At 71.4% G+C, this 18,107-nt stretch carries 19 protein-coding genes; 13 read left to right on the top strand and 6 right to left on the bottom strand.

Features of this window, described 5'->3' with window-relative positions:
- A partial coding sequence (locus Vau01_RS60225) for an SAM-dependent methyltransferase (RefSeq protein WP_204013481.1) occupies positions 1-668 on the bottom strand: 668 nt, incomplete at its 3' end.
- 46 nt (positions 669-714) lie between these two features.
- Positions 715-2,109: an MFS transporter gene (locus Vau01_RS60220; RefSeq protein ID WP_204013478.1), complete on the bottom strand. Its 1,395-nt coding sequence runs from the start codon at positions 2,107-2,109 to the stop codon at positions 715-717.
- Between the two features lie 102 nt (positions 2,110-2,211).
- Here Vau01_RS60220 and Vau01_RS60215 point away from each other — a divergent pair, with 102 nt between their 5' ends.
- Positions 2,212-3,039 carry a helix-turn-helix transcriptional regulator gene (locus tag Vau01_RS60215; protein WP_239153030.1) on the top strand — a complete coding sequence of 276 codons (828 nt, stop codon included), beginning with the start codon at positions 2,212-2,214 and terminating at the stop codon, positions 3,037-3,039.
- Here the strand turns inward: Vau01_RS60215 and Vau01_RS60210 are convergent.
- Positions 2,991-3,812, bottom strand: a complete 822-nt coding sequence (locus tag Vau01_RS60210) for an AraC family transcriptional regulator (RefSeq protein ID WP_239153028.1) — start codon at positions 3,810-3,812, stop codon at positions 2,991-2,993. The two genes, Vau01_RS60215 and Vau01_RS60210, sit on opposite strands and share 49 nt — an antisense overlap.
- 50 nt (positions 3,813-3,862) lie before the next feature.
- Between Vau01_RS60210 and Vau01_RS60205 the strand changes: the two genes are divergently transcribed.
- The 3 genes from Vau01_RS60205 (at position 3,863) to Vau01_RS60195 (ending at position 6,221) form a co-directional block, all read left to right on the top strand.
- The gene (locus tag Vau01_RS60205) at positions 3,863-4,270 is read left to right on the top strand and encodes a DUF2000 domain-containing protein (RefSeq protein WP_204013476.1); all 408 of its coding nucleotides are present in this window, start codon (positions 3,863-3,865) and stop codon (positions 4,268-4,270) included.
- Positions 4,271-4,336: 66 nt separating this feature from the next.
- Positions 4,337-5,167 carry a PhzF family phenazine biosynthesis protein gene (locus tag Vau01_RS60200; protein ID WP_204013473.1) on the top strand — a complete coding sequence of 277 codons (831 nt, stop codon included), beginning with the start codon at positions 4,337-4,339 and terminating at the stop codon, positions 5,165-5,167.
- 43 nt (positions 5,168-5,210) lie between these two features.
- The gene (locus tag Vau01_RS60195; protein ID WP_204013470.1) at positions 5,211-6,221 is read left to right on the top strand and encodes a glycoside hydrolase family protein; all 1,011 of its coding nucleotides are present in this window, start codon (positions 5,211-5,213) and stop codon (positions 6,219-6,221) included.
- Here the strand turns inward: Vau01_RS60195 and Vau01_RS60190 are convergent.
- Positions 6,206-7,405: a hypothetical protein gene (locus Vau01_RS60190; RefSeq protein ID WP_204013467.1), complete on the bottom strand. Its 1,200-nt coding sequence runs from the start codon at positions 7,403-7,405 to the stop codon at positions 6,206-6,208. The two genes, Vau01_RS60195 and Vau01_RS60190, sit on opposite strands and share 16 nt — an antisense overlap.
- A 135-nt stretch (positions 7,406-7,540) precedes the next feature.
- Here Vau01_RS60190 and Vau01_RS60185 point away from each other — a divergent pair, with 135 nt between their 5' ends.
- Positions 7,541-7,804, top strand: coding sequence for a hypothetical protein (locus Vau01_RS60185; RefSeq protein WP_204013464.1), 264 nt, complete (start codon positions 7,541-7,543; stop codon positions 7,802-7,804).
- Positions 7,805-8,111: 307 nt separating this feature from the next.
- Here Vau01_RS60185 and Vau01_RS60180 read toward each other — a convergent pair whose 3' ends face one another.
- Positions 8,112-8,780: a hypothetical protein gene (locus Vau01_RS60180; RefSeq protein ID WP_204013461.1), complete on the bottom strand. Its 669-nt coding sequence runs from the start codon at positions 8,778-8,780 to the stop codon at positions 8,112-8,114.
- 329 nt (positions 8,781-9,109) lie between these two features.
- Between Vau01_RS60180 and Vau01_RS60175 the strand changes: the two genes are divergently transcribed.
- From Vau01_RS60175 to Vau01_RS60145, 7 genes are all read left to right on the top strand, one after another.
- Positions 9,110-10,525: a glycoside hydrolase family 16 protein gene (locus Vau01_RS60175; protein ID WP_204013458.1), complete on the top strand. Its 1,416-nt coding sequence runs from the start codon at positions 9,110-9,112 to the stop codon at positions 10,523-10,525.
- 35 nt (positions 10,526-10,560) lie between these two features.
- Positions 10,561-11,961 (top strand): GH1 family beta-glucosidase, encoded by a 1,401-nt coding sequence (locus Vau01_RS60170; RefSeq protein WP_239153026.1) that lies wholly within the window; start codon positions 10,561-10,563, stop codon positions 11,959-11,961.
- Between the two features lie 36 nt (positions 11,962-11,997).
- The gene (locus tag Vau01_RS60165) at positions 11,998-12,993 is read left to right on the top strand and encodes a LacI family DNA-binding transcriptional regulator (protein WP_204013486.1); all 996 of its coding nucleotides are present in this window, start codon (positions 11,998-12,000) and stop codon (positions 12,991-12,993) included.
- Positions 12,994-13,042: 49 nt separating this feature from the next.
- A complete protein-coding gene (locus Vau01_RS60160) occupies positions 13,043-13,963 on the top strand; it encodes a hypothetical protein (RefSeq protein WP_204013455.1) in 921 nt (306 codons plus the stop codon).
- Positions 13,960-14,472 carry a SigE family RNA polymerase sigma factor gene (locus Vau01_RS60155; protein ID WP_204013451.1) on the top strand — a complete coding sequence of 171 codons (513 nt, stop codon included), beginning with the start codon at positions 13,960-13,962 and terminating at the stop codon, positions 14,470-14,472. Before Vau01_RS60160 ends, Vau01_RS60155 begins: the two co-directional genes overlap by 4 nt.
- Positions 14,473-14,600: 128 nt before the next feature.
- Positions 14,601-15,515 (top strand): phytanoyl-CoA dioxygenase family protein, encoded by a 915-nt coding sequence (locus Vau01_RS60150; protein WP_204013447.1) that lies wholly within the window; start codon positions 14,601-14,603, stop codon positions 15,513-15,515.
- Between the two features lie 53 nt (positions 15,516-15,568).
- Positions 15,569-16,369, top strand: coding sequence for an META domain-containing protein (locus Vau01_RS60145; protein WP_204013446.1), 801 nt, complete (start codon positions 15,569-15,571; stop codon positions 16,367-16,369).
- Positions 16,370-16,374: 5 nt separating this feature from the next.
- On the opposite strand, the gene Vau01_RS60140 is transcribed toward Vau01_RS60145, so the two are convergent.
- A complete protein-coding gene (locus tag Vau01_RS60140) occupies positions 16,375-16,818 on the bottom strand; it encodes an ATP-binding protein (protein ID WP_204013443.1) in 444 nt (147 codons plus the stop codon).
- 80 nt (positions 16,819-16,898) lie between these two features.
- Here Vau01_RS60140 and Vau01_RS60135 point away from each other — a divergent pair, with 80 nt between their 5' ends.
- Positions 16,899-18,092, top strand: coding sequence for a PP2C family protein-serine/threonine phosphatase (locus Vau01_RS60135; protein WP_204013440.1), 1,194 nt, complete (start codon positions 16,899-16,901; stop codon positions 18,090-18,092).
- Positions 18,093-18,107 lie beyond the last annotated feature (15 nt).

The following is an 18,107-nucleotide window of genomic DNA, read 5'->3' as shown; positions in this document are numbered from 1 at the left end:
TCGGCATGTGTGCGCAGCGTGACCTCGACGGACGTTCGCCCGGTGAGGCGCTGCGCCGCGAGTAGCTCCGGCGGCTGCCCGTCGCGGGTGGCGTGCGAGATCAGCAGGTAACTGCCCGGGACGAGCGCGTCACGCAACTGCGCGACGATCGCGCCCGGCCCGTCGGAGTCGGGAATGAAGTGCACGACGCAGGCCAGCAGGACGGCGACCGGTTGACCCAGATCGATCAGCCCGGTGGCGGCCGCCTCGGCCAGGATCTTGCGCGGGTCGCGCAGGTCGAGGCAGAGGGCGGTCGCGTTCGGGTTGCCGTCGAGCAGCTGCAGGCTCTGCGCGACGGCCACCGGGTCGATGTCGACGTAGACCACCCGCGCGTCGGGCGCCAGCCCGGCCGCCACCTCGTGCACGTTGCCGGCCGTCGGGATGCCCGAACCGATGTCGAGGAACTGCCGGATACCCGCGTCGACCAGGTACCGGACGGCCCGGCGCAGGAAGTGCCGGCTGGCCCGGGCCGTCTCGGCCACCGTCGGCGTCATGCGGGTGATCTGGTCGGCCAGCTGCCGGTCGCTCTCGAAGTTGTGCGCGCCGCCGAGGAAGTAGTCGTAGATCCGGGCCGCGCTCGGTCGTGTGACGTCGAGCCCGGCCGGAGCCCACTCGGGTAGCTGTGTCACGTCTCCTCCACGACCGAACGGGGACGTTCGTCGCGGCAGTTTATCCCTATCCCTCGATCGGAGGGGAGGTCGCGACCGCCCTTACCGGCGCCCGCACCCCCACCAGTACCGCTCCGGCCAGCATCAACGCGCCCATTGCGAGTGCCGTGGCGGCGAAAGCCGATCCCGAGGCGGCCGGGCTGAAGTCGTCGGCGAGGCCCAGCATCAGCGTGCCGAAGGTCGCCACGCCCACCACCTGGGCCAACTGGACGACCGTTGCCACCACCCCGCTGGCGTCGGCGGCGTCGGCCAACGGCACCCCGGCCAGGGCCCGCGTCATCAACGGGCTGAACCCGGCACCCATGCCGCCGCCGAAGAGCGTCAGCCCGACGAAGAGCGCCGCGCCGCCCGTCCCCCCGCCGCGCAGCGCCAGGGCGAGCACGATGAATCCTGCGGCCGACACGGTGAGGCCCACACCGATCATCGTGCGGTGCCAGCGGGCCGGCACCCGGCGCCAGTTGAGACTCGCGAGAGCGAACCCGATAGCGCCCGGCGCGAACGTCAGCCCGGCCCGCAACGGGCTGAAGCCCAGCCCGCGTTGGAGGTGCATCGCCGCGACGAACAGGTACCCGCCGTAGGCGGCCATCATCGCGCCGAGCGTCACGGTGGACAGCACGAGGCCGGGGACGCGCAGCAACCGCACCGGCACCAGCGGGTTACCAACCGACCGGCGTTCCACCGCGACGAACGCCGTGAACAGCACCACGCTCGCGGCGAGGCCCAGCCAGCACCACAGCGGCCAGCCCTGTTCCCGGCCGAGCACCAGCGGCACCACGAACGTGAGCACCGCGCCGGCCAGCGTCACCAGGCCCAGCGGGTCGAGGCCGCGGGCGGTGCGGTGGTTGTCGGCGGGCAGCCAGCGGGCGCCGGCGAGCAGCAGCACGATGCCGATCGGCACGTTGACCAGGAACACCGGCCGCCATCCGGTACCGGCGATGTCGAGGTCGACGAGGATGCCGCCGACGATCTGCCCGGTGACCGCCGCACCCGCGATCACCGTGGCGTAGACGCTGAGCGCGCGGGCCCGGCCGGCCCCGTCGAACGAACGCTGGATCAGGCTGAGCACCTGCGGCACCATGAGCGCCGCGCCCGCGCCCTGTACCAGCCGGAACCCGATCAGCATTTCCGTGTTCGCGGCCAGGCCGCACGCCAGCGACGCGATCGTGAACAGGCCGAGCCCGGCGAGGAACAGGCGCCGGTGGCCGCCGAGGTCGCCGAGCCGCGCGCCGGTGACCAGCAGCACCGCGTAGGCGATCGTGTACCCGCCGACCACGAGCTGCATCGCCGCACCGGATGCCGCGAGGTCGCGCTGGATCGTGCCGATCGCGACGTTGACGATCGTGACATCGAGGATCGCCATGAACTGACCGGCGAGCACGATCGTCAGCAACAGTCTTTTCATGGAGGCCACTGTCGACCGGCGTCGGTACCGGTAACAGAGGCCCGCTTATCCGGGTACCGCTGGTACCTGGATCTCGCGGCGGAACCGGGCGACGATGGTGCGGTGACCACGCTCCTGCCTCCGGGGCGGCGGCGCGAGGAACTGGCGGCGTTCCTGCGTACGCGGCGCGCCCGCATCCGTCCCGAAGACGTAGGCCTGCCGCCGGGCCCGCGCCGCCGTACGCCCGGCCTGCGGCGCGAAGAGGTCGCCCAGCTCGCCGGCGTGGGCGTCACCTGGTACACGTGGCTCGAACAGGGCCGCCCGATCAACGCCAGCGTTCAGGTGCTCGACGCGATCGCCCGCACCCTGCGGCTCGACAGCACCGAGTGCGAGCACCTCTACCGGCTGGCCGACCTGCCGTGGGTGCCCGGCCCGGCCGACGGGCACTCGGTCGACGCCGAGATCCAGCCGGTGCTCGACGCGCTCGCCCCGCTGCCCGCCGCCGTCTACAGCAGCCGGTACGACCTGCTCGCCCACAACCGGGCGTACCGGGCGATGTTCCCCGGGCTGGCCGCCGCGAAGGGCATCGAGCGCAACGTCCTCTGGCACCTGTTCACCTGCGACAGCTGCTGCACGCCGTTCCTCAACCGGGCCGAGGAGCTGCCGGTCATGGTCGCCAACGTGCGCACGGCCTTCGGCCGGCACCTCGGCGACCCGGTGTGGACCGACTTCGTGCGGCGGCTCAGCGCGCTCAGCCCCACGTTCGCGTCGCTGTGGGCGGCGCACAACGTCGCCATTCCGAGCACGCGCGTCAAGATCTTCCGGCATGCGGTGGTCGGCGAGGTGCGGTTCTCCACGTCCACGTTCACGCCGGCCACCAGCCCGGAGACCCGCGTGGTCGTCTACACGCCGCGCGACGAGACCACCCGGGAGCGGATGGAACGGCTGTAGGTGGCCGGCGGCGTCGCGAGGAAGCGGCGGAAGTGCCGGGTCAGGTGCGACTGGTCGTAGAAGCCGGCGGCGGTCGCGGCCTCGGCCGGGCGCATGCCGTCGAGCAGCAGGGTGCGGGCCAGGTCCACCCGGCGGCCGGTGAGGTAGGCGTGCGGCGGTAGCCCGTACGCCCGGCGGAAGGCGCGCACCAGGTGCGTCGGGTGAGCGTGTAGCACCACCGCCGCGTGCGCCAGGGTTACCCCGGTTACCGTGCGCGCGTCCAATAATTCGCGGAACGCGGCGGCAAGCCCGCCGATCGCCTCGCCCCCGCCGGGCGGGGGTCGCCGCCGGAGGTGCCACCGCAACCGTTCGCCGACGAAGGCCAACCGGCTCTCGGCCTCGAACGCGTCGCCGGGATGCGCCAGCGCGGCGTGCAGCGCCGAGACCCGGTCGCGCAACGACGCGTCGCGCAGCGTCGGCATGTCGACGGCCGCGCCGGCCAGGGCCGGATCGAGCACCGACGGCTCCAGGTACAGCACGCGCTTGCGGAAGCCGTGCGGCGTGGCCGAGCGGCCGTCGTGCGCCACGCCGGGCGGCAGCAACGTCACGGCGGTTTCGATCGCGCCGTGATGGTTACCCGATTTGTCCAGGTCGTAGGTGATCGCCCCGGCGTCCACGATCAGCAGCGCCCACGCGTCGTGGGTGTGCATGGGATAGGCGTGGTCGACGTACCGGGCGTGCAGCACCTCGCTGATCCCGGCCACCGCGGGGCGCCAGGCCGTCACGGGGCTCACGCTCAGAACGTACAAGACCGTCGGGGACGCGGCGGAGCACTGTGTTCCGCGTGACGCACTTCGACACCAAGATCGCCGTACTGCTCCGGGACGACCTGGCCGGCTGGCAGCGGCTGAACGTGACCGCCTTCCTGGTGAGCGGCATCGCCTCTCCCGAGCTTCGCGGAGAGCCCTACGAAGATGCCGACGGCACCCGGTACCTGCCGATGTTCGGGCAGCCGGTGCTGGTCTTCGAGGGCTCGGCCGAGGTGTTGACGGCCGCGCACCAGCGGGCGCTCGGCCGCAACATGATGATGTCGATCTTCACGTCGGAGCTGTTCGCCACCGGGAACGACGTCGACAACCGGGCGGCGGTGCGGGCGGTCGGTCGGGACAAGTTGAACCTCGTGGGGCTGGCGGTGCACGGGCAGCGGAACGCCGTCGACAAGGTCCTCAAGGGTGCGTCGTTGCACCGGTGAGCCACTTGGCGCTTCGTGGCCTTCGGTCGCGGCCCGGCCCGGAGCGACCGTGCCAGACTCGGCCACGTGCCGCGACCGATCACCTACGTAGACGTCTTCACCGACTCGCCGTACCGGGGCAACCCGGTCGCCGTCGTCCACGACGCCACCGGTCTCTCGACCGGTGACATGCAGCGCTTCGCGCGGTGGACCAACCTCTCCGAGACCACGTTCCTGCTGCCGCCCACCGAACCCGGCGCCGACTACCTGCTGCGGATCTTCACGCCGGCGGCCGAGTTGCCGTTCGCGGGGCACCCGACGCTGGGCTCCTGCCACGCGTGGCTGGCTTCCGGCGGCGTGCCCGCGTCGGCCGACGAGGTCGTGCAGCAGTGCGGCGCCGGGCTGGTGAAGATCCACCGCGGCGCGGACCGGCTGGCCTTCGCCGCGCCGCCGCTGGTGCGCTCGGGTCCGATCGACGCCGGCCTGCTCGCCGACGTGGTCGCGGCGCTGGGCGTCAAGCCGTCGGCGGTGGTCGACTCCGCGTGGGTCGACAACGGGCCGGGCTGGCTCGCCGTGCTGCTGGGCAGCGCCGAGGAGGTGCTGGCGGTGCGGCCGTCGTTCATCGACCAGGACATCGGCGTCGTCGGCCCGCACGCGGCCGGGTCTGCCGAGGCGTTCGAGCTGCGGGCGTTCTTCCCGGTGAACGGGGCACTGCGCGAGGACCCGGTGACCGGCAGCCTGAATGCGTCGGTGGCGCAGTGGCTCCTGGGCAGCGGGCGGGCGTCGGCGCCGTACGTGGCCAGCCAGGGGACGGCGTTGGGCTGGGCCGGTCGCGCCCACATCAGCCGGGACGGCGACGGCACCATCTGGGTCGGCGGCGGCACCGTCACCTGTGTCGCGGGTGAGGTTCAGCTTTAGGCGACTGGCCTTTGCCCCGATCAGTTGGCACAGTGTGTGGTCGATGCCTACCATCGCCTCCGCCTGGGCGTCCCGGCGCACCGTGCTGCTGGCCCTGGTCCTCCTTCTCGGCACCGTGTCGGCGGTGCTCGCGGTGCGGTCGCGGGCCGGCGAGCCGACCCGTCCCGCCGGCCTGAACGGCGGGCCCGCCGCAGGTGCCGAAGGCCCGGCGGCGCCGCAGGAGGCCGTCGCCGGACTCGGCCCGGCGTCCGGAAGCCCGTCGGCGTCCGTTCCGTCAGTCAGCGCGTCCGCGTCGGCGGCGGGTTCCCCTCGCGGCGGGCGCATGGGCGGCAAGAAGGGCGTGAGCACCTACGAGTGGGGCGGCAACCCGGCCGCGCTGGCCGACGTGCGCGTCTCCTGGTACTACAACTGGTCGCCCAGCCGCGACCGTACGCCCGGCCCGGCCACCGTCGAGTTCGTCCCGATGATCTGGGGCGCCGACATGGTCACCGACGGGAACCTGGCGAAGGCGAAGCAGAACGGCGGCGCGCTGCTCGGGTTCAACGAGCCCGACCTGCGCGAGCAGGCGAACATGTCGGTGGAGCAGGCGCTCGACCTGTGGCCCCGGTTGCAGTCGACGGGCCTGCGGCTGGGCAGCCCGGTGGTCGCGTTCGGCGGTGACACGGCGGGCGGCTGGCTCGACCGGTTCATGTCCGGTGCGCGGGCGCGCGGCTACCGCGTCGACTTCATCGCGCTGCACTGGTACGGCAGCGACTTCCGCGCCGACGCCGCCACCGGCCAGCTGCGCGGCTACCTGCAGGCCGTGTACCAGCGGTACAAGCTGCCGATCTGGCTCACCGAGTACTCGCTGATCAACTTCTCCGGTCAGCCGAAGTACCCGACCGGCGCGGACCAGGCGGCGTTCGTGCGGGCGTCGACCGCGATGCTGAGCAGCCTGCTGTTCGTGTGGCGGTACGCGTGGTTCTCGTTGCCGTCGACCGGCGACGCCGGCACCGGGTTGTACCGCGACGACGGCAGCCCGACCGAGGCCGGTGCCGCCTACCGCTCGGCGTAGGGTCCGCTGCTCTCGGCGTCCCGGATTCGTGGCCGCCACCGGGTGACCAGGGTGACGGCCGCGACCAGCGCGAGCACCGCGAGCAGCTGGGCGGAGTACGCGGCCGACCGGTACCCGACCGCGCCGTGCGCCCAGACCGCGAACACCCCGGCGTCGGCCGTCGCGACGGCGACGCCGACCACGCCCACCAGCACCGCGGGCACCGTGCGGACCGCGCGGCGCCGGGTCGCGAGCACCAGGACGCCGTACGCGCCGGCCAGCCCCGCCAGCAGCCCGACCACCAGGAGCAGGACCGGCAGCACGGCGTTGGTGTCGCGCCACCCGAACCCGCCGGCGAGGGCGAGCAGGCCGCCGACGCCCACCAGCGCCAACGCGCCCGCGGCCGTCCAGCGGGCCACCCGGAACATGCCGGCACACCCGGCGACCGCCACCACCATCAGGCCGGCGAACAGGCCGGCGACCATCTGCGGCGCGGCGTCGCGGGCCGACCGGCCCTCGATCGGCGGGGCGGGCCGGACCTCTTTGCCGGCCGTTTTTCCGGCCGTTTTTCCGGTCGGGTCGACGGTGGTGCCGAAGCCGGTGCGGGTCCACCGGCCGTCCTGCGCCCGCACCGCATACCCGTCCCGGCCGTTCGCGACGACCACCGCGTGTCCGCCCGGCACCGCGACCACCGCGAGCGACCGGGACGACAGGTGCTTGGCCGGTTCGCCCAGGTCGCCGTAGCGGCGGGCGAGGCGGCGCCGCTCGTCGTCCGGCACCGACCAGGCGATCCACCAGGACGCGCCGCCGTTGACCGTCTCTTCGACCCGCAGGTGCCCGGGAACGACGCGGTAGCAGTGCTCCGGCTTGTCCGGTGCGCACGACTGGGTCGGTTCGGCCGTCGCGCCGGTCCCTCCCGTCTCTCCGGTTCCTCCCGTCTCTCCCGTCTCTCCCGGCGCGGCGTCGCGCCAGGTGAGCCCGCCGTCGGCGCTGATCCGCCGGTGCTTGGCCCCGGAGCCGTTGCTCTCGACGGCGACGATCTGCGTCCCGGACCCGACCACCGAGACCGCTTCGGAGAAGTTCTCGTCGGAGGTGTCGGCGCCGAGCCAGGCCACGGGGACGAGGAAGAGCACGGCGAGGGCGACGATGGCCAGCGGGTGGGCGCGGATGCGCGCAAGTCTGCTGGTGGGCCCGGTGTCGTGCACGCTAATCACCGTGACAGCGGGCCATCACGACCTGGCCTCGATCCGGTGACGAGTATTGTGCATTGGCCCGATTTGGGTGATCGGTTCCCCGTGCTGAGCGGACGTCAAGATCCTGGAGCCGCTAGCCTGGCGATCATGGCGACCAAAGTAGTTGAAGTGCGGGAATGCGACCGGTGCGGCAAGGAGCCCGCCCACACCTGGGTGATCACCGGCCCGGAAGGCGCCACCCGCGAAATCGAACTCTGCGACCGCCACGCCGCCGCCGTCGCGAACGCCTTCGCCCTGGGCCGCGCCGTCGCCCCCCGCCCCACCCGGGGCCGCCCCCCACGCCGGGCAAGCACCCGCACCGCGCCCCACCCAACGGTCACCCCTGCGGAACCCGAACCCATCTGGCGCTGACCCTCGCGCCCTCGCCACGCGTGCGATCTTGGACTCCCGGAGGGGCCATGGCCCCTCTTGCAGTCCAAGATCCGGAAAAGTGCCACGCACCCGTTCCCGTGGCGCTCGCCGCGCTCGTCTCCACGAGTCGATCTTGCAGTTGTGGTGGGCCATGAACGGGGGCAAATGCGGGCGAACAAGGCACCACAACTGCAAGATCGACGCCGGGAACAGCGCGCCGGTTGTCGATCTTGCAGTTGTGTCCGCCCTTTCGTCGGAATTCGCCCGTTTTTCGGCGTGCACAACTGCAAGATCGACGCCGGGGTGGCTAGCGGCCCAGTTCGGCGATGGCGGCCAGGGTGGTGTAGGCGCCGAGGGCGATCAGGAGCACGGCCATCGAGAACCAGTAGGTGCCGCGGCGGGTGGCCAGCAGGATCAGGCCGTTGGCGCCGGTGACGCCGGCGGCGGCCAGCATGGCGAACGACCACCAGCGGGTGTCGCCGGGGTCGATCGCGCCGCCGCGGATGAGGAGGAACGCCAGGCCCAGGGCGATGCCGACCAGCGCCAGCCCGGCCACCGTGTTGACGAACGCGCGCACGGACGCGTCGGCGGGGCGCAGGGCGAACAGGGCGGCGGGTCCGAGGCAGGGGACCACGATCATCAGGGGCCAGTATTCACCCATTTTGCCGGCCATCAGGAGCAGGGCTACCGCCAGCACGACGGCGCCCATCCACGCCAGCACGAAGCGGGTTTCGCGGGCGGCCCGGGGCAGGCCGACGCTCAGCGTCAGGAAGACCAGGCCGGGGATGATGATGAAGTCGGCCCACCAGCGGTACGGGGAACCGGACATCGCGATGGAGTTGACCGCGATCAGGATGCCCAGGCTGAGAACGGTGGCCGCGGTCATCCGGGTGACCGGCCCGCGACCTTCCACTGCAGCACCGCCGGCCTCGTCGAGTGCCGCGTCGTCGAAATCGGTGCCCCGCATCGCCATCATGGGGTCAACTCTGGCCTGCCAGGACCCGTGACGCCATCCGGTTAGCCTGACCATTCGGCCGCCCGCTGCCCTCACCCGCGGCATTGACATCGCTCGACCCGGACGCGAAACTTCGGTCTGAGAGAGCGCTCTCTAGCCAACGCAACGCCCACGGAGCGCTCTCGGACCCCGCAGCCGGCCCGCCCGCCGGCTGCGGGGTCCGAACGGACCCGCAGTCGGTCGGAGTCGATCCGCCGGCTGTGCGGCCCGAACGGACCCGCAGCCGGTCGGAGTCGATCCGCCGGCTGCGGGTCCACCTCCGACCGACCGCCACCACGGAAGGAACCGCGATGTCACCCCCATCCGGCAGTGACCCCCGAAAGATCAACAAGACGGCCCGCCGCGCCCTGATCGCCGGGTCGTCGGCGCTCGTCCTCATCGGCGCGAGCATCGTCACGACCAACGCCAACGCCTCGGCGCCACCGCCGCCGAGCGGCTGGTCGACGGTGTGGACCGACGACTTCGTCGGCTCGGCCAACACCCTGCCGAGCTCGGCCAACTGGATCATCGACACCGGCACCTCGTACCCGGGCGGCCCCGCCAACTGGGGCACCGGCGAGATCCAGACCTACACCAACCAGACCCGCAACCTCGCCCTCGACGGCAACGGCAACCTGCGGATCACCCCGCTCCGGGACGGCAACGCCTGGACGTCGGCCCGCATCGAGAGCCAGCGGTCGAACTTCAAGCCACCGGCGGGCGGCCTGCTGGCGATCGAGGGCCGCATCCAGATGCCGAACATCACCGGCAACGCCGCCCTCGGGTACTGGCCGGCGTTCTGGGCGCTCGGCGCGCCCTACCGGGGCAACTACCAGAACTGGCCCGGCATCGGCGAGTTCGACATCATGGAGAACGTCAACGGGATCAACTCCGTATGGGGTGTGCTGCACTGCGGCGTCGCGCCCGGCGGGCCGTGCAACGAGTTCAACGGCATCGGCGCCAGCCGCGCCTGCCCCGGCTCCAGCTGCCAGAGCGCGTTCCACACGTACCGCTTCGAGTGGGACACGACCGTCAACCAGCTCCGCTGGTACGTCGACGGGCAGCAGTTCCACACCGTCAGCCAGAGCCAGGTCGGCGAGCCGTACTGGACGCAGATGACCTCGCACGCCGGCTACTTCATCCTGCTGAACGTGGCCATGGGCGGTGGCTTCCCGAACGGCGTCTCCGGCATCAGCACGCCGACCTCGGCCACCGTGCCGGGCGCCTCGATGCTGGTCGACTACGTCACCGTGCAGACCCGCGGCGGCGGCCCGACCACCCCGCCGAGCAGCAACCCGCCCAACCCGGGCAACCGCGACGCCTACGGCACCATCCAGGCCGAGTCGTACAACGCCCAGAACGGCACGCAGACGGAGAACACCACCGACAGCGGCGGCGGCCAGAACATCGGCTGGCTGGCCAACGGCGACTGGGTGCGCTTCGACGGCGTCAACTTCGGCAACGGCAACCCGGCCCGCACGTTCTCGGCGCGGGTGGCGTCCGGCGCCGCCGGCGGCGTCAGCGGACTGGTCGAGGTGCGCCTCGGCAGCCCGACCGCGGCACCGATCGGCAGTTTCGCGATCGCCAACACCGGCGGCTGGCAGACCTGGCGCACCGTGCCGGGCAGTATCGCGGCCACCACCGGAACCCACACCGTCTACCTGACCTTCACCAGCGGCCAACCGGCCGACTTCGTGAACCTCAACTGGTTCACGTTCTCCCGCTAACAACGTCAGACAATCGCCCCACAGGAAGGCAACCCGTGACATCGACCCAATCCGACACCGGCCTGGAGACCGCCGTGCGTTTTCCGGCCGACTTCCTGTGGGGCGCGGCCACCGCCTCGTACCAGATCGAGGGCGCGGCGACGGCCGACGGCCGGTCGCCCTCGATCTGGGACGTGTTCAGCCGGCGACCCGGTGCGATCGTCAACGGCGACACGGGTGACGAAGCCTGTGACCACTACCACCGCTACCGCGAAGACGTCGGGATCATGTCGTCGCTCGGGCTGCGGTCGTACCGGTTCTCGGTGGCCTGGCCCCGGGTGCAACCGGACGGCCGCGGCCCGGCCAACCAGGCCGGGCTGGACTTCTACAAGCGGCTCCTCGACGAGGTACAGGGTGCCGGCATCGAGCCGATGCTCACCCTGTACCACTGGGACCTGCCGCAGGTGCTGGAGGACGCCGGCGGCTGGCCCGCCCGCGACACCGCCGAACGGTTCGCCGACTACGCCGCCATCGTGCACGGGGCGTTCGGCGACCGGGTGCGGTACTGGACGACGCTCAACGAGCCGTGGGTCTCGGCGATGCTCGGGTACCACAACGGCGCGCACGCACCGGGCCGCCGGGAACCCGCCGCCGCCCTCGCGTCGGTGCACCACCTGCTGCTCGGGCACGGGCTGGCGACGGCTGCGATCCGGTCCCAGAACGAGAGCGCGACCGTCGGAATCACGCTGAACCTGGCCGCGACCTCGCCCGCGACGGACGCCGCCGCCGACCTCGACGCGGCCCGGCGGATCGACGGCGTGGCCAACCGGCTCTACCTCGACCCGCTGCTGCTCGGAACGTATCCGGAGGACGTGGTCCGGGACGTCGCGGCGATCACCGACTTCGGCTTCGTTCAGGACGGTGACCTCGCGACGATCTCGACGAAGATCGACATGCTGGGGATCAACTACTACACGACGAACGTGGTGGCGGCCCCCAACGGAAACGGGCCCGACGCCGGCTCCCCGCACCCGGCGGCCGAGGACGTGCGGCACATCGGACGCGGCGCGCCGAAGACCGCGATGGGGTGGGAGATCGACCCCGACGGCCTTTTCCAGACGCTGAAGATGGTGTCCGACAATTACCCCTCGGTGCCGCTGTACGTCACCGAGAACGGCGCCGCCTTTGACGACGAGATCGGGCCGGACGGCACCGTCGACGACCCGGAGCGCGTCGCCTACTTCGACTCGCATCTGCGCGCCTGCCACCGCGCGATCGAGGCGGGAGTGCCGCTGCGCGGCTACTTCGCGTGGTCGTTGCTGGATAACTTTGAGTGGGCCTTCGGCTACGACAAGCGATTTGGCCTGGTCTTTGTGGACTACCGGACCCAGCGGCGCATCCCGAAGTCGAGTGCCAGGTTCTATGCCGACGTGATCGCCCGTAACGAATTGTGGTGAGCGTTCACTAGGGTCAACGGCGTGGTGGAACGGGGAATGGGTCGGGAAAGGCCGACCCTCGAAATGGTGGCGTCGCACGCGGGTGTCTCGCGCGCGACGGTGTCACGCGTGGTGAACGGTTCGGAGTCGGTGGCACCGCATCTGCGCGAGGTGGTGATGCGGTCGGTCGACGCGCTCGGCTACGTGCCCAACCAGGCGGCACGTAGCCTCGTCACCCAGCGCACCGACGCGATAGCGCTGGTGGTGTCGGAGCCGCAGTCCCGGATCTTCTCCGACGACCCGTACTTCGCGGGGGTCATCCACGGCGTCAGCCTCGAACTGGAGGCGGCCGGCAAGCAGCTCGTCCTGATCATGTCGGCGTCCGGGGAGAGCCACGCGCGGGTCGAGCGGTACGCGGCCGGGGGGCACGTCGACGGCGTGATGCTGTTCTCGATCCACGGCGAGGACCCGTTGCCGGCGAAGCTCGAACGCATGGGCATCCCGGTGGTGTGCAACGGGCGTCCGCTCGGGAGCAGCACGCTGCCGTACGTCGACGCCACCAACGAACTCGGTGCCGAGAACGCCGTGCGCTACCTGTTCGAGCAGGGCCGCACGAAGGTCGCCACGATCGCCGGGCCGGCCGACATGGTCGCCGGCATCGACCGGCTGAACGGGTATCTGACCGCCGTCACCCATGAACCGGTGATCGCGTACGGCGACTTCACCCGCCGGTCCGGTGCCCTGGCGATGCAGTCGTTGCTCGAACTGCACCCCGACCTCGACGCGGTGTTCGCCGCCTCGGACCTCATGGCCGACGGGGCGCTCCGGACCCTGCGGCAGGTCGGCCGGCGGGTGCCGGAGGACGTCGCGGTGATCGGGTTCGACGACAACACGGTGGCGGCGTTCGCCGATCCGCCGCTGACCACCGTGCGCCAGCCGATACAGGAGATCGGCCGCAGCCTCGCCCGCCAGCTGCTGAAACTCGCCGCCGGCGAGCAGGTGGAGAGCCCGTACATGCTGCCCACCGAGTTGATCGTCCGAGAATCGGCGTAACCGATCCGGCCGGCCGACCCGTCGTACCTCCTGAAGGGAGGGTTGCCGCATGGGAGACCGGTTCCGCAGCATGATCGAGTCGGAGTTCGCCGAGGTGGATTCGCCACCGATCGGTGATCTGGTCGACAACGCGATCCGGGACGGGCGACGCCTGCGCCGGACCCGGATGGTGCAACGCAGCGTCGCCTGCTTCGCCGCCGTGGGTGTGCTGGCGCTGGGCGTGGGGATGGCGACGTCCAGCCTGCGCCCCGACGGGTCGCCCGGATCCGACGGCGTCGCGGCGCCACCCGCCACCGCCGGTCCGGCGACGACCGCGCCGTACGTCTCGGCCGAGCCGACGGTCGACCGGTCCGGGCGCCGGTCGCAGATGCCGCCCGACACCCCGACGATGGCGGTCTTCCCGGCCGGGCGGCCGGACGGCGTCGAGTCGCAACCGCCGACAGCGCCGCCCGCGGCGGTGCTGATGGCATTGGGTTCGACGCTGCCGAACGGCCCGACCATCGCGTTCGCCGGCAGCCGGTTCGACACGTTCACGGGCGTACAGGTCTTCCTCGACCGCGGGGCCGGATTCGGGATGATCCGGGTGGCCATGGCGCGGTATGACAACAAGCGCTCCTGCAGCCGTAGTGCGCCGGGCGTCGCGGTGTCGTCGTGCACGGACGAGAAGGGCGCGCTCGTCGAGACGTTCGAGATCGAGTCCAACTGCGTGCAGCGACGGGGCGTGAACGTCTACCGCTCCGACGGCATCGCGATCCAGGTGAACATCGGCTCGTGCCTGGCCGACGGGGACTGGGGGGCGGCGATGGCGAAGATCGCCGTCGACGAAGAGGTGCTCGCGGTCGCCGAGGCCGTCCAGATCGGGCTGAGTCCGGTCTGGGACGAGCGCACGATGATCGAGACGGCGGCGAAGGCCAAGGATCTCTACCCGGCGCTGCCGCTCCTCACCTCGTTCGACGGGGTGGGCCCTTGAAGAGCGGGGGAACCGAACTCGACTTCGAGGAGTACGCCCAGGCCCGGGTGGTGCGGCTGCGCCAGCGGGCCTACCTCCTCTGCCGGGACTGGCATCTGGCGCAGGACCTGACCCAGATCACGCTGTCGCGGCTCTACGCCTCGTGGCGCAAGGTGGTCAAGGCCGACAACATCGACGCGTACGCGGCCAAGGTGATGGTGCGCGTGTTCCTCGACCACAAGCGGCTCAAGAGTTCGCACGAGGTCGTCTCCGACACGATGCCGTCGGCGTCGGCGGTGGTCGACGGGTCGGGTGGACCGGAACTGCGGCTGACCCTCATGGAGGCGCTGGGCCGGCTCGGGCCGCGGGCGCGGGCGATCGTGGTGCTCCGGTACTGGGAGGACCACAGCGTCGACACCGTGGCCGAACTGCTCGGCGTCACGCCCAGCCTGGTGAAGACGCAGAGCATGCGCGCGCTCGCGGAGTTGCGCGCACTTCTGGGCACCGATCTCGCGACTTTGGTCGGATAAAGCCGCTCTTTTGTCCAAATTACGGCACGTTTGGCATCGGCCGAACGGTGGGTTTTCCGTTCGGCCCGCAACGAAGCGGTGCCCTCGCGACGCCTATCGGATGTCACGACAATCGAGGGGGACATTCGATGAGCACAGACGTCGCTCCGAAGCCGGTGAACGCGGCTCCGGCTCCCGTCCGTATGACCGACGCGCAGCGCGCGGCGTTCGAGCGGGACGGGTACATCGTGCTTCCCGGCGTGCTGTCCCAGGCCGAGCTGATCCGCTACACCGCCGCCGTCGACCACATCTACGCGCGGGCCACGCGCCTCGGCGAGATCGCCAGGGACGGCTCACTGCACCGCCTCAGCGCCGTGGCGGCCTGCCCCGAGCTCGCCGGCCTGATGACGCACCCGGCGGCGTTCCCGCTGGTGTGGCAGACCCTCGGCTGGAACGTGCACGTGTACCACTCGCACCTCGACGTGCACCCGACCGTGCCGGCGGCGAAGCCGTTCCGGTTCGAGTGGCACCAGGACGGCGGCCGGCAGAACCGCGAGGTCGAGACCGACCCGCGCCCGCGCCTGTCGGTGAAGCTGGCGTTCTGGCTCTCCGACGTGTCCGGCCCCGGCCGGGGCAACTTCAAGGTCGTGCCGGGCAGCCACCTGACCAACCGCATCGACGGCCCGCCCCGCCGCGACCTGGAATGGCCCGACCCGGAGGGCGCGATCGAGGTGTGCGTGAACGCCGGCGACGCGGTGTTCTTCGACCGGCGCATCTGGCACGCCCGCTCCGACAACCACTCCGCGATCACCCGCAAGGCGGTCTTCTTCGGTTACACCTACCGCTGGATCACCCGCCGCGACGAGGCACCGGCCGTCCCGGCCGTGCTCGCCGGCCTCACGCCGGTTCAGCGGCAACTGCTGGGTGTGCTCGGCGGCCGGTCCACCGACCTGGTCGACGGCGGCGACCACGCGTGGGGTCACTTCCCGGACGAGGTGCCGCTCTACGGGCACCTGAAGGAGAACGGGTTGCTGGATCCCGGATTCCCGCCGCTCAAGCCGTAACGGTTTTACGGGGCAGGGGGAGCCGAACAGCCGCCCGCTGCGTCAGAGCAGGTATGAGGGCCAGGGTGATCGTCGTCCCGATGCTGTTGCTCGCCGGACTCACCGGATGCGCCGCGGGTGGGGGCGCCGCGGGGGAACCCGCGGCGCCGGCCCCGCTTCCGGTGGGACGCACGTTCGTCTCGACCGGGGTCACCTCGGGCGGGCAGCCGAAGGCGCTGGTCGACGGCACGACGATCAGGCTGACGATCGGAACCGGCAACGTGATCGCGGTGCAGGCCGGCTGCAACACCGTCTCCGGCCGGGTCCGGCTCGACGGCAGCACGCTGGTCGCCACCGACGATCTCGCGATGACGGCCATCGGCTGCCCGGCGAACCTGAGCGAGCAGGACAGCTGGCTCTACGGCTTCTTCCGTGGCCGTCCCAGCTGGCAGCTGACCGGCAACGACCTCGTGCTGACCGGTGGTGACCTGACGTTGACGCTGATCGACCGGGCCGTGGCCGAGCCGGCCCGGCCGCTGGTCGACACGAAGTGGACGGTCGACACGATCGTCGCCTCCGGCGGCAGCGCCAGTTCGGTGCCGTCCGGTGAGAGCGCCACGATGACGTTCACCGGCGACAACCGGGTCTCCGGCTACACCGGGTGCAACCAGTTCTTCGGCCCCGTCACCGTGGCCGGCAACCAGATCACGTTCGGTGTATTGGGGTCGACCGACCGGGCCTGCCCCGGTGCGGCGGGCGCGCTGGAGGCCGACCTGATGAAGATCATCGGATCGGCCACCGTGACGTACCGGATCGAGGGCGACCGCCTGATCCTGACGGCGCCCGACGGAAGCGGCCTGCAGCTCGTGGGTTGAGCCGGCTACGACTGCTGCGGCAGTCGCCGGAGGTAACCGCGCTGGCCGAAGATCAGCTGCTTCGCCATGTGGATCGCGACACCGCTGGGGCCGGCGACCACCTGTACGGCGTCCATCACGGCCCGCACGATGCCCAGGCCACGGCCGTTCTCGGCGGTGGATTCCGGCTTGCGCGGCGGCTCGGCGACGGTGCCCTGCGGCAGGCCGGTGCCCGAGTCGCAGACGTCGATGGTGCAGCGGTTCGCCGTCGCGGTGACGGTGACCGTGTAGTCGACCGACTCGTGGGCGTGCCGCATCACGTTCGAGCACACCTCCGTGAGCGCGAGCGTCACGTCGTCGCGGCACTCGTCGGAGACGCCGATCGCGTCGAGGGCGCAGTCCACCGTTCGCCGCGTGACCGGAACCGTTACGGGGTCACGTGGGAGGCGGAGAACCAGACGCAGCAGCACGTTCCTGGAGTACCCCGCGCCACCCGGGTTCTACCCATCCGAATGTGCGGCGGGTGCGCTGCTCGTGTAAGGCTGCACTGGTGACGGTCGACAACGCCGTGCGGGCGAGGAACGCACTGCAACGGTTGGTGCTCGGCTGCACCGGTGTGATTCCGGGCGAACTGCCGCGGCTCGCCGAGGAGGCGGCCGCCGACCTCGGCGTCACGTCGATGACCATGCTCGTGGTCGACTACGCGCAGACGTTCCTGGCCACGTTCACCACCGTGGCCGGCACCGTGGGCGGCGACGTGGAGCGGATTCCGATCGAGGGGACGCTCGCCGGCCGCGCCTACGCACTGGGCGAGATGACGGAGAGCCCGTCCGGCGACCGGCTGTACGTGCCGATGATCGACTGCGGCCACCGCATCGGCGTCCTCGAAGTGGTGACGACCGGCAGCCTGGACCCGGCCGACCGCGAGACCTGCGCGGCGATCGCCACCGTGCTGGGCCACCTGATCACGTCCCGGCGGCTGTACGGCGACGCGATCGAGCGCCTGCGGCGCGGGCTGCCGCTGCAACTCGCCACCGAGATCGTGTGGAGCCTCCTCCCGCCGCTCACGCTGACGACGCCCGAGGCCGAGGTCACCGGGATCCTCGAACCCTGCTACGAGGTGGGCGGCGACGGATTCGACTACGCGATCGGCGACGGAACGCTGCACGTCGCCCTGTTCGACGCGGTGGGGCACGGCATCGCCGCCAGCGCGATGACCACGATGGCCATCAACGCGTACCGGAACGCCCGCCGGTGCGGCCTGGACCTGCCCGACACGTACCGGTCGATCGACAAGTGGCTGCACGCGCGGCACCCCGACCAGTTCGTGACGGCCGTCCTGGCCGAACTCGACCTCGCCAGCGGCGTACTGCGGACGATCAGCGCCGGCCACCCCGGCGGCCTGCTGCTCCGGGACGGCCAGCGGGTGAAGGATCTCGCCGCGCCGACGGCGCTGCCGCTCGGGCTGAGCGGGCTCGCCGGCACGTCGCCGGAGATCGTCGAGGAGGCGCTGGAGCCGGGCGACCACGTGCTGTTCTTCACCGACGGCGTGATCGAGGCACGCTCGGCCGACGGCGAGTTCTTCGGGCAGCAGCGGCTGGTCGACTTCGTGGTGCGCACGCTCGCCGACCGGATGCGGGCGGCGGAGACCATGCGTCGCCTGATCCGGGCGATCCTGGACCACCAGTACGAACAGCTGCAGGACGACGCGACGGCCGTACTGGTGGGTTGGGTCGGCCGTTAGCCGGGTACGCCAACA

This window comes from Virgisporangium aurantiacum (assembly GCF_016863635.1).
Taxonomy (GTDB): domain Bacteria; phylum Actinomycetota; class Actinomycetes; order Mycobacteriales; family Micromonosporaceae; genus Virgisporangium; species Virgisporangium aurantiacum.
This window is presented reverse-complemented; position numbering and strand designations above follow the sequence as displayed.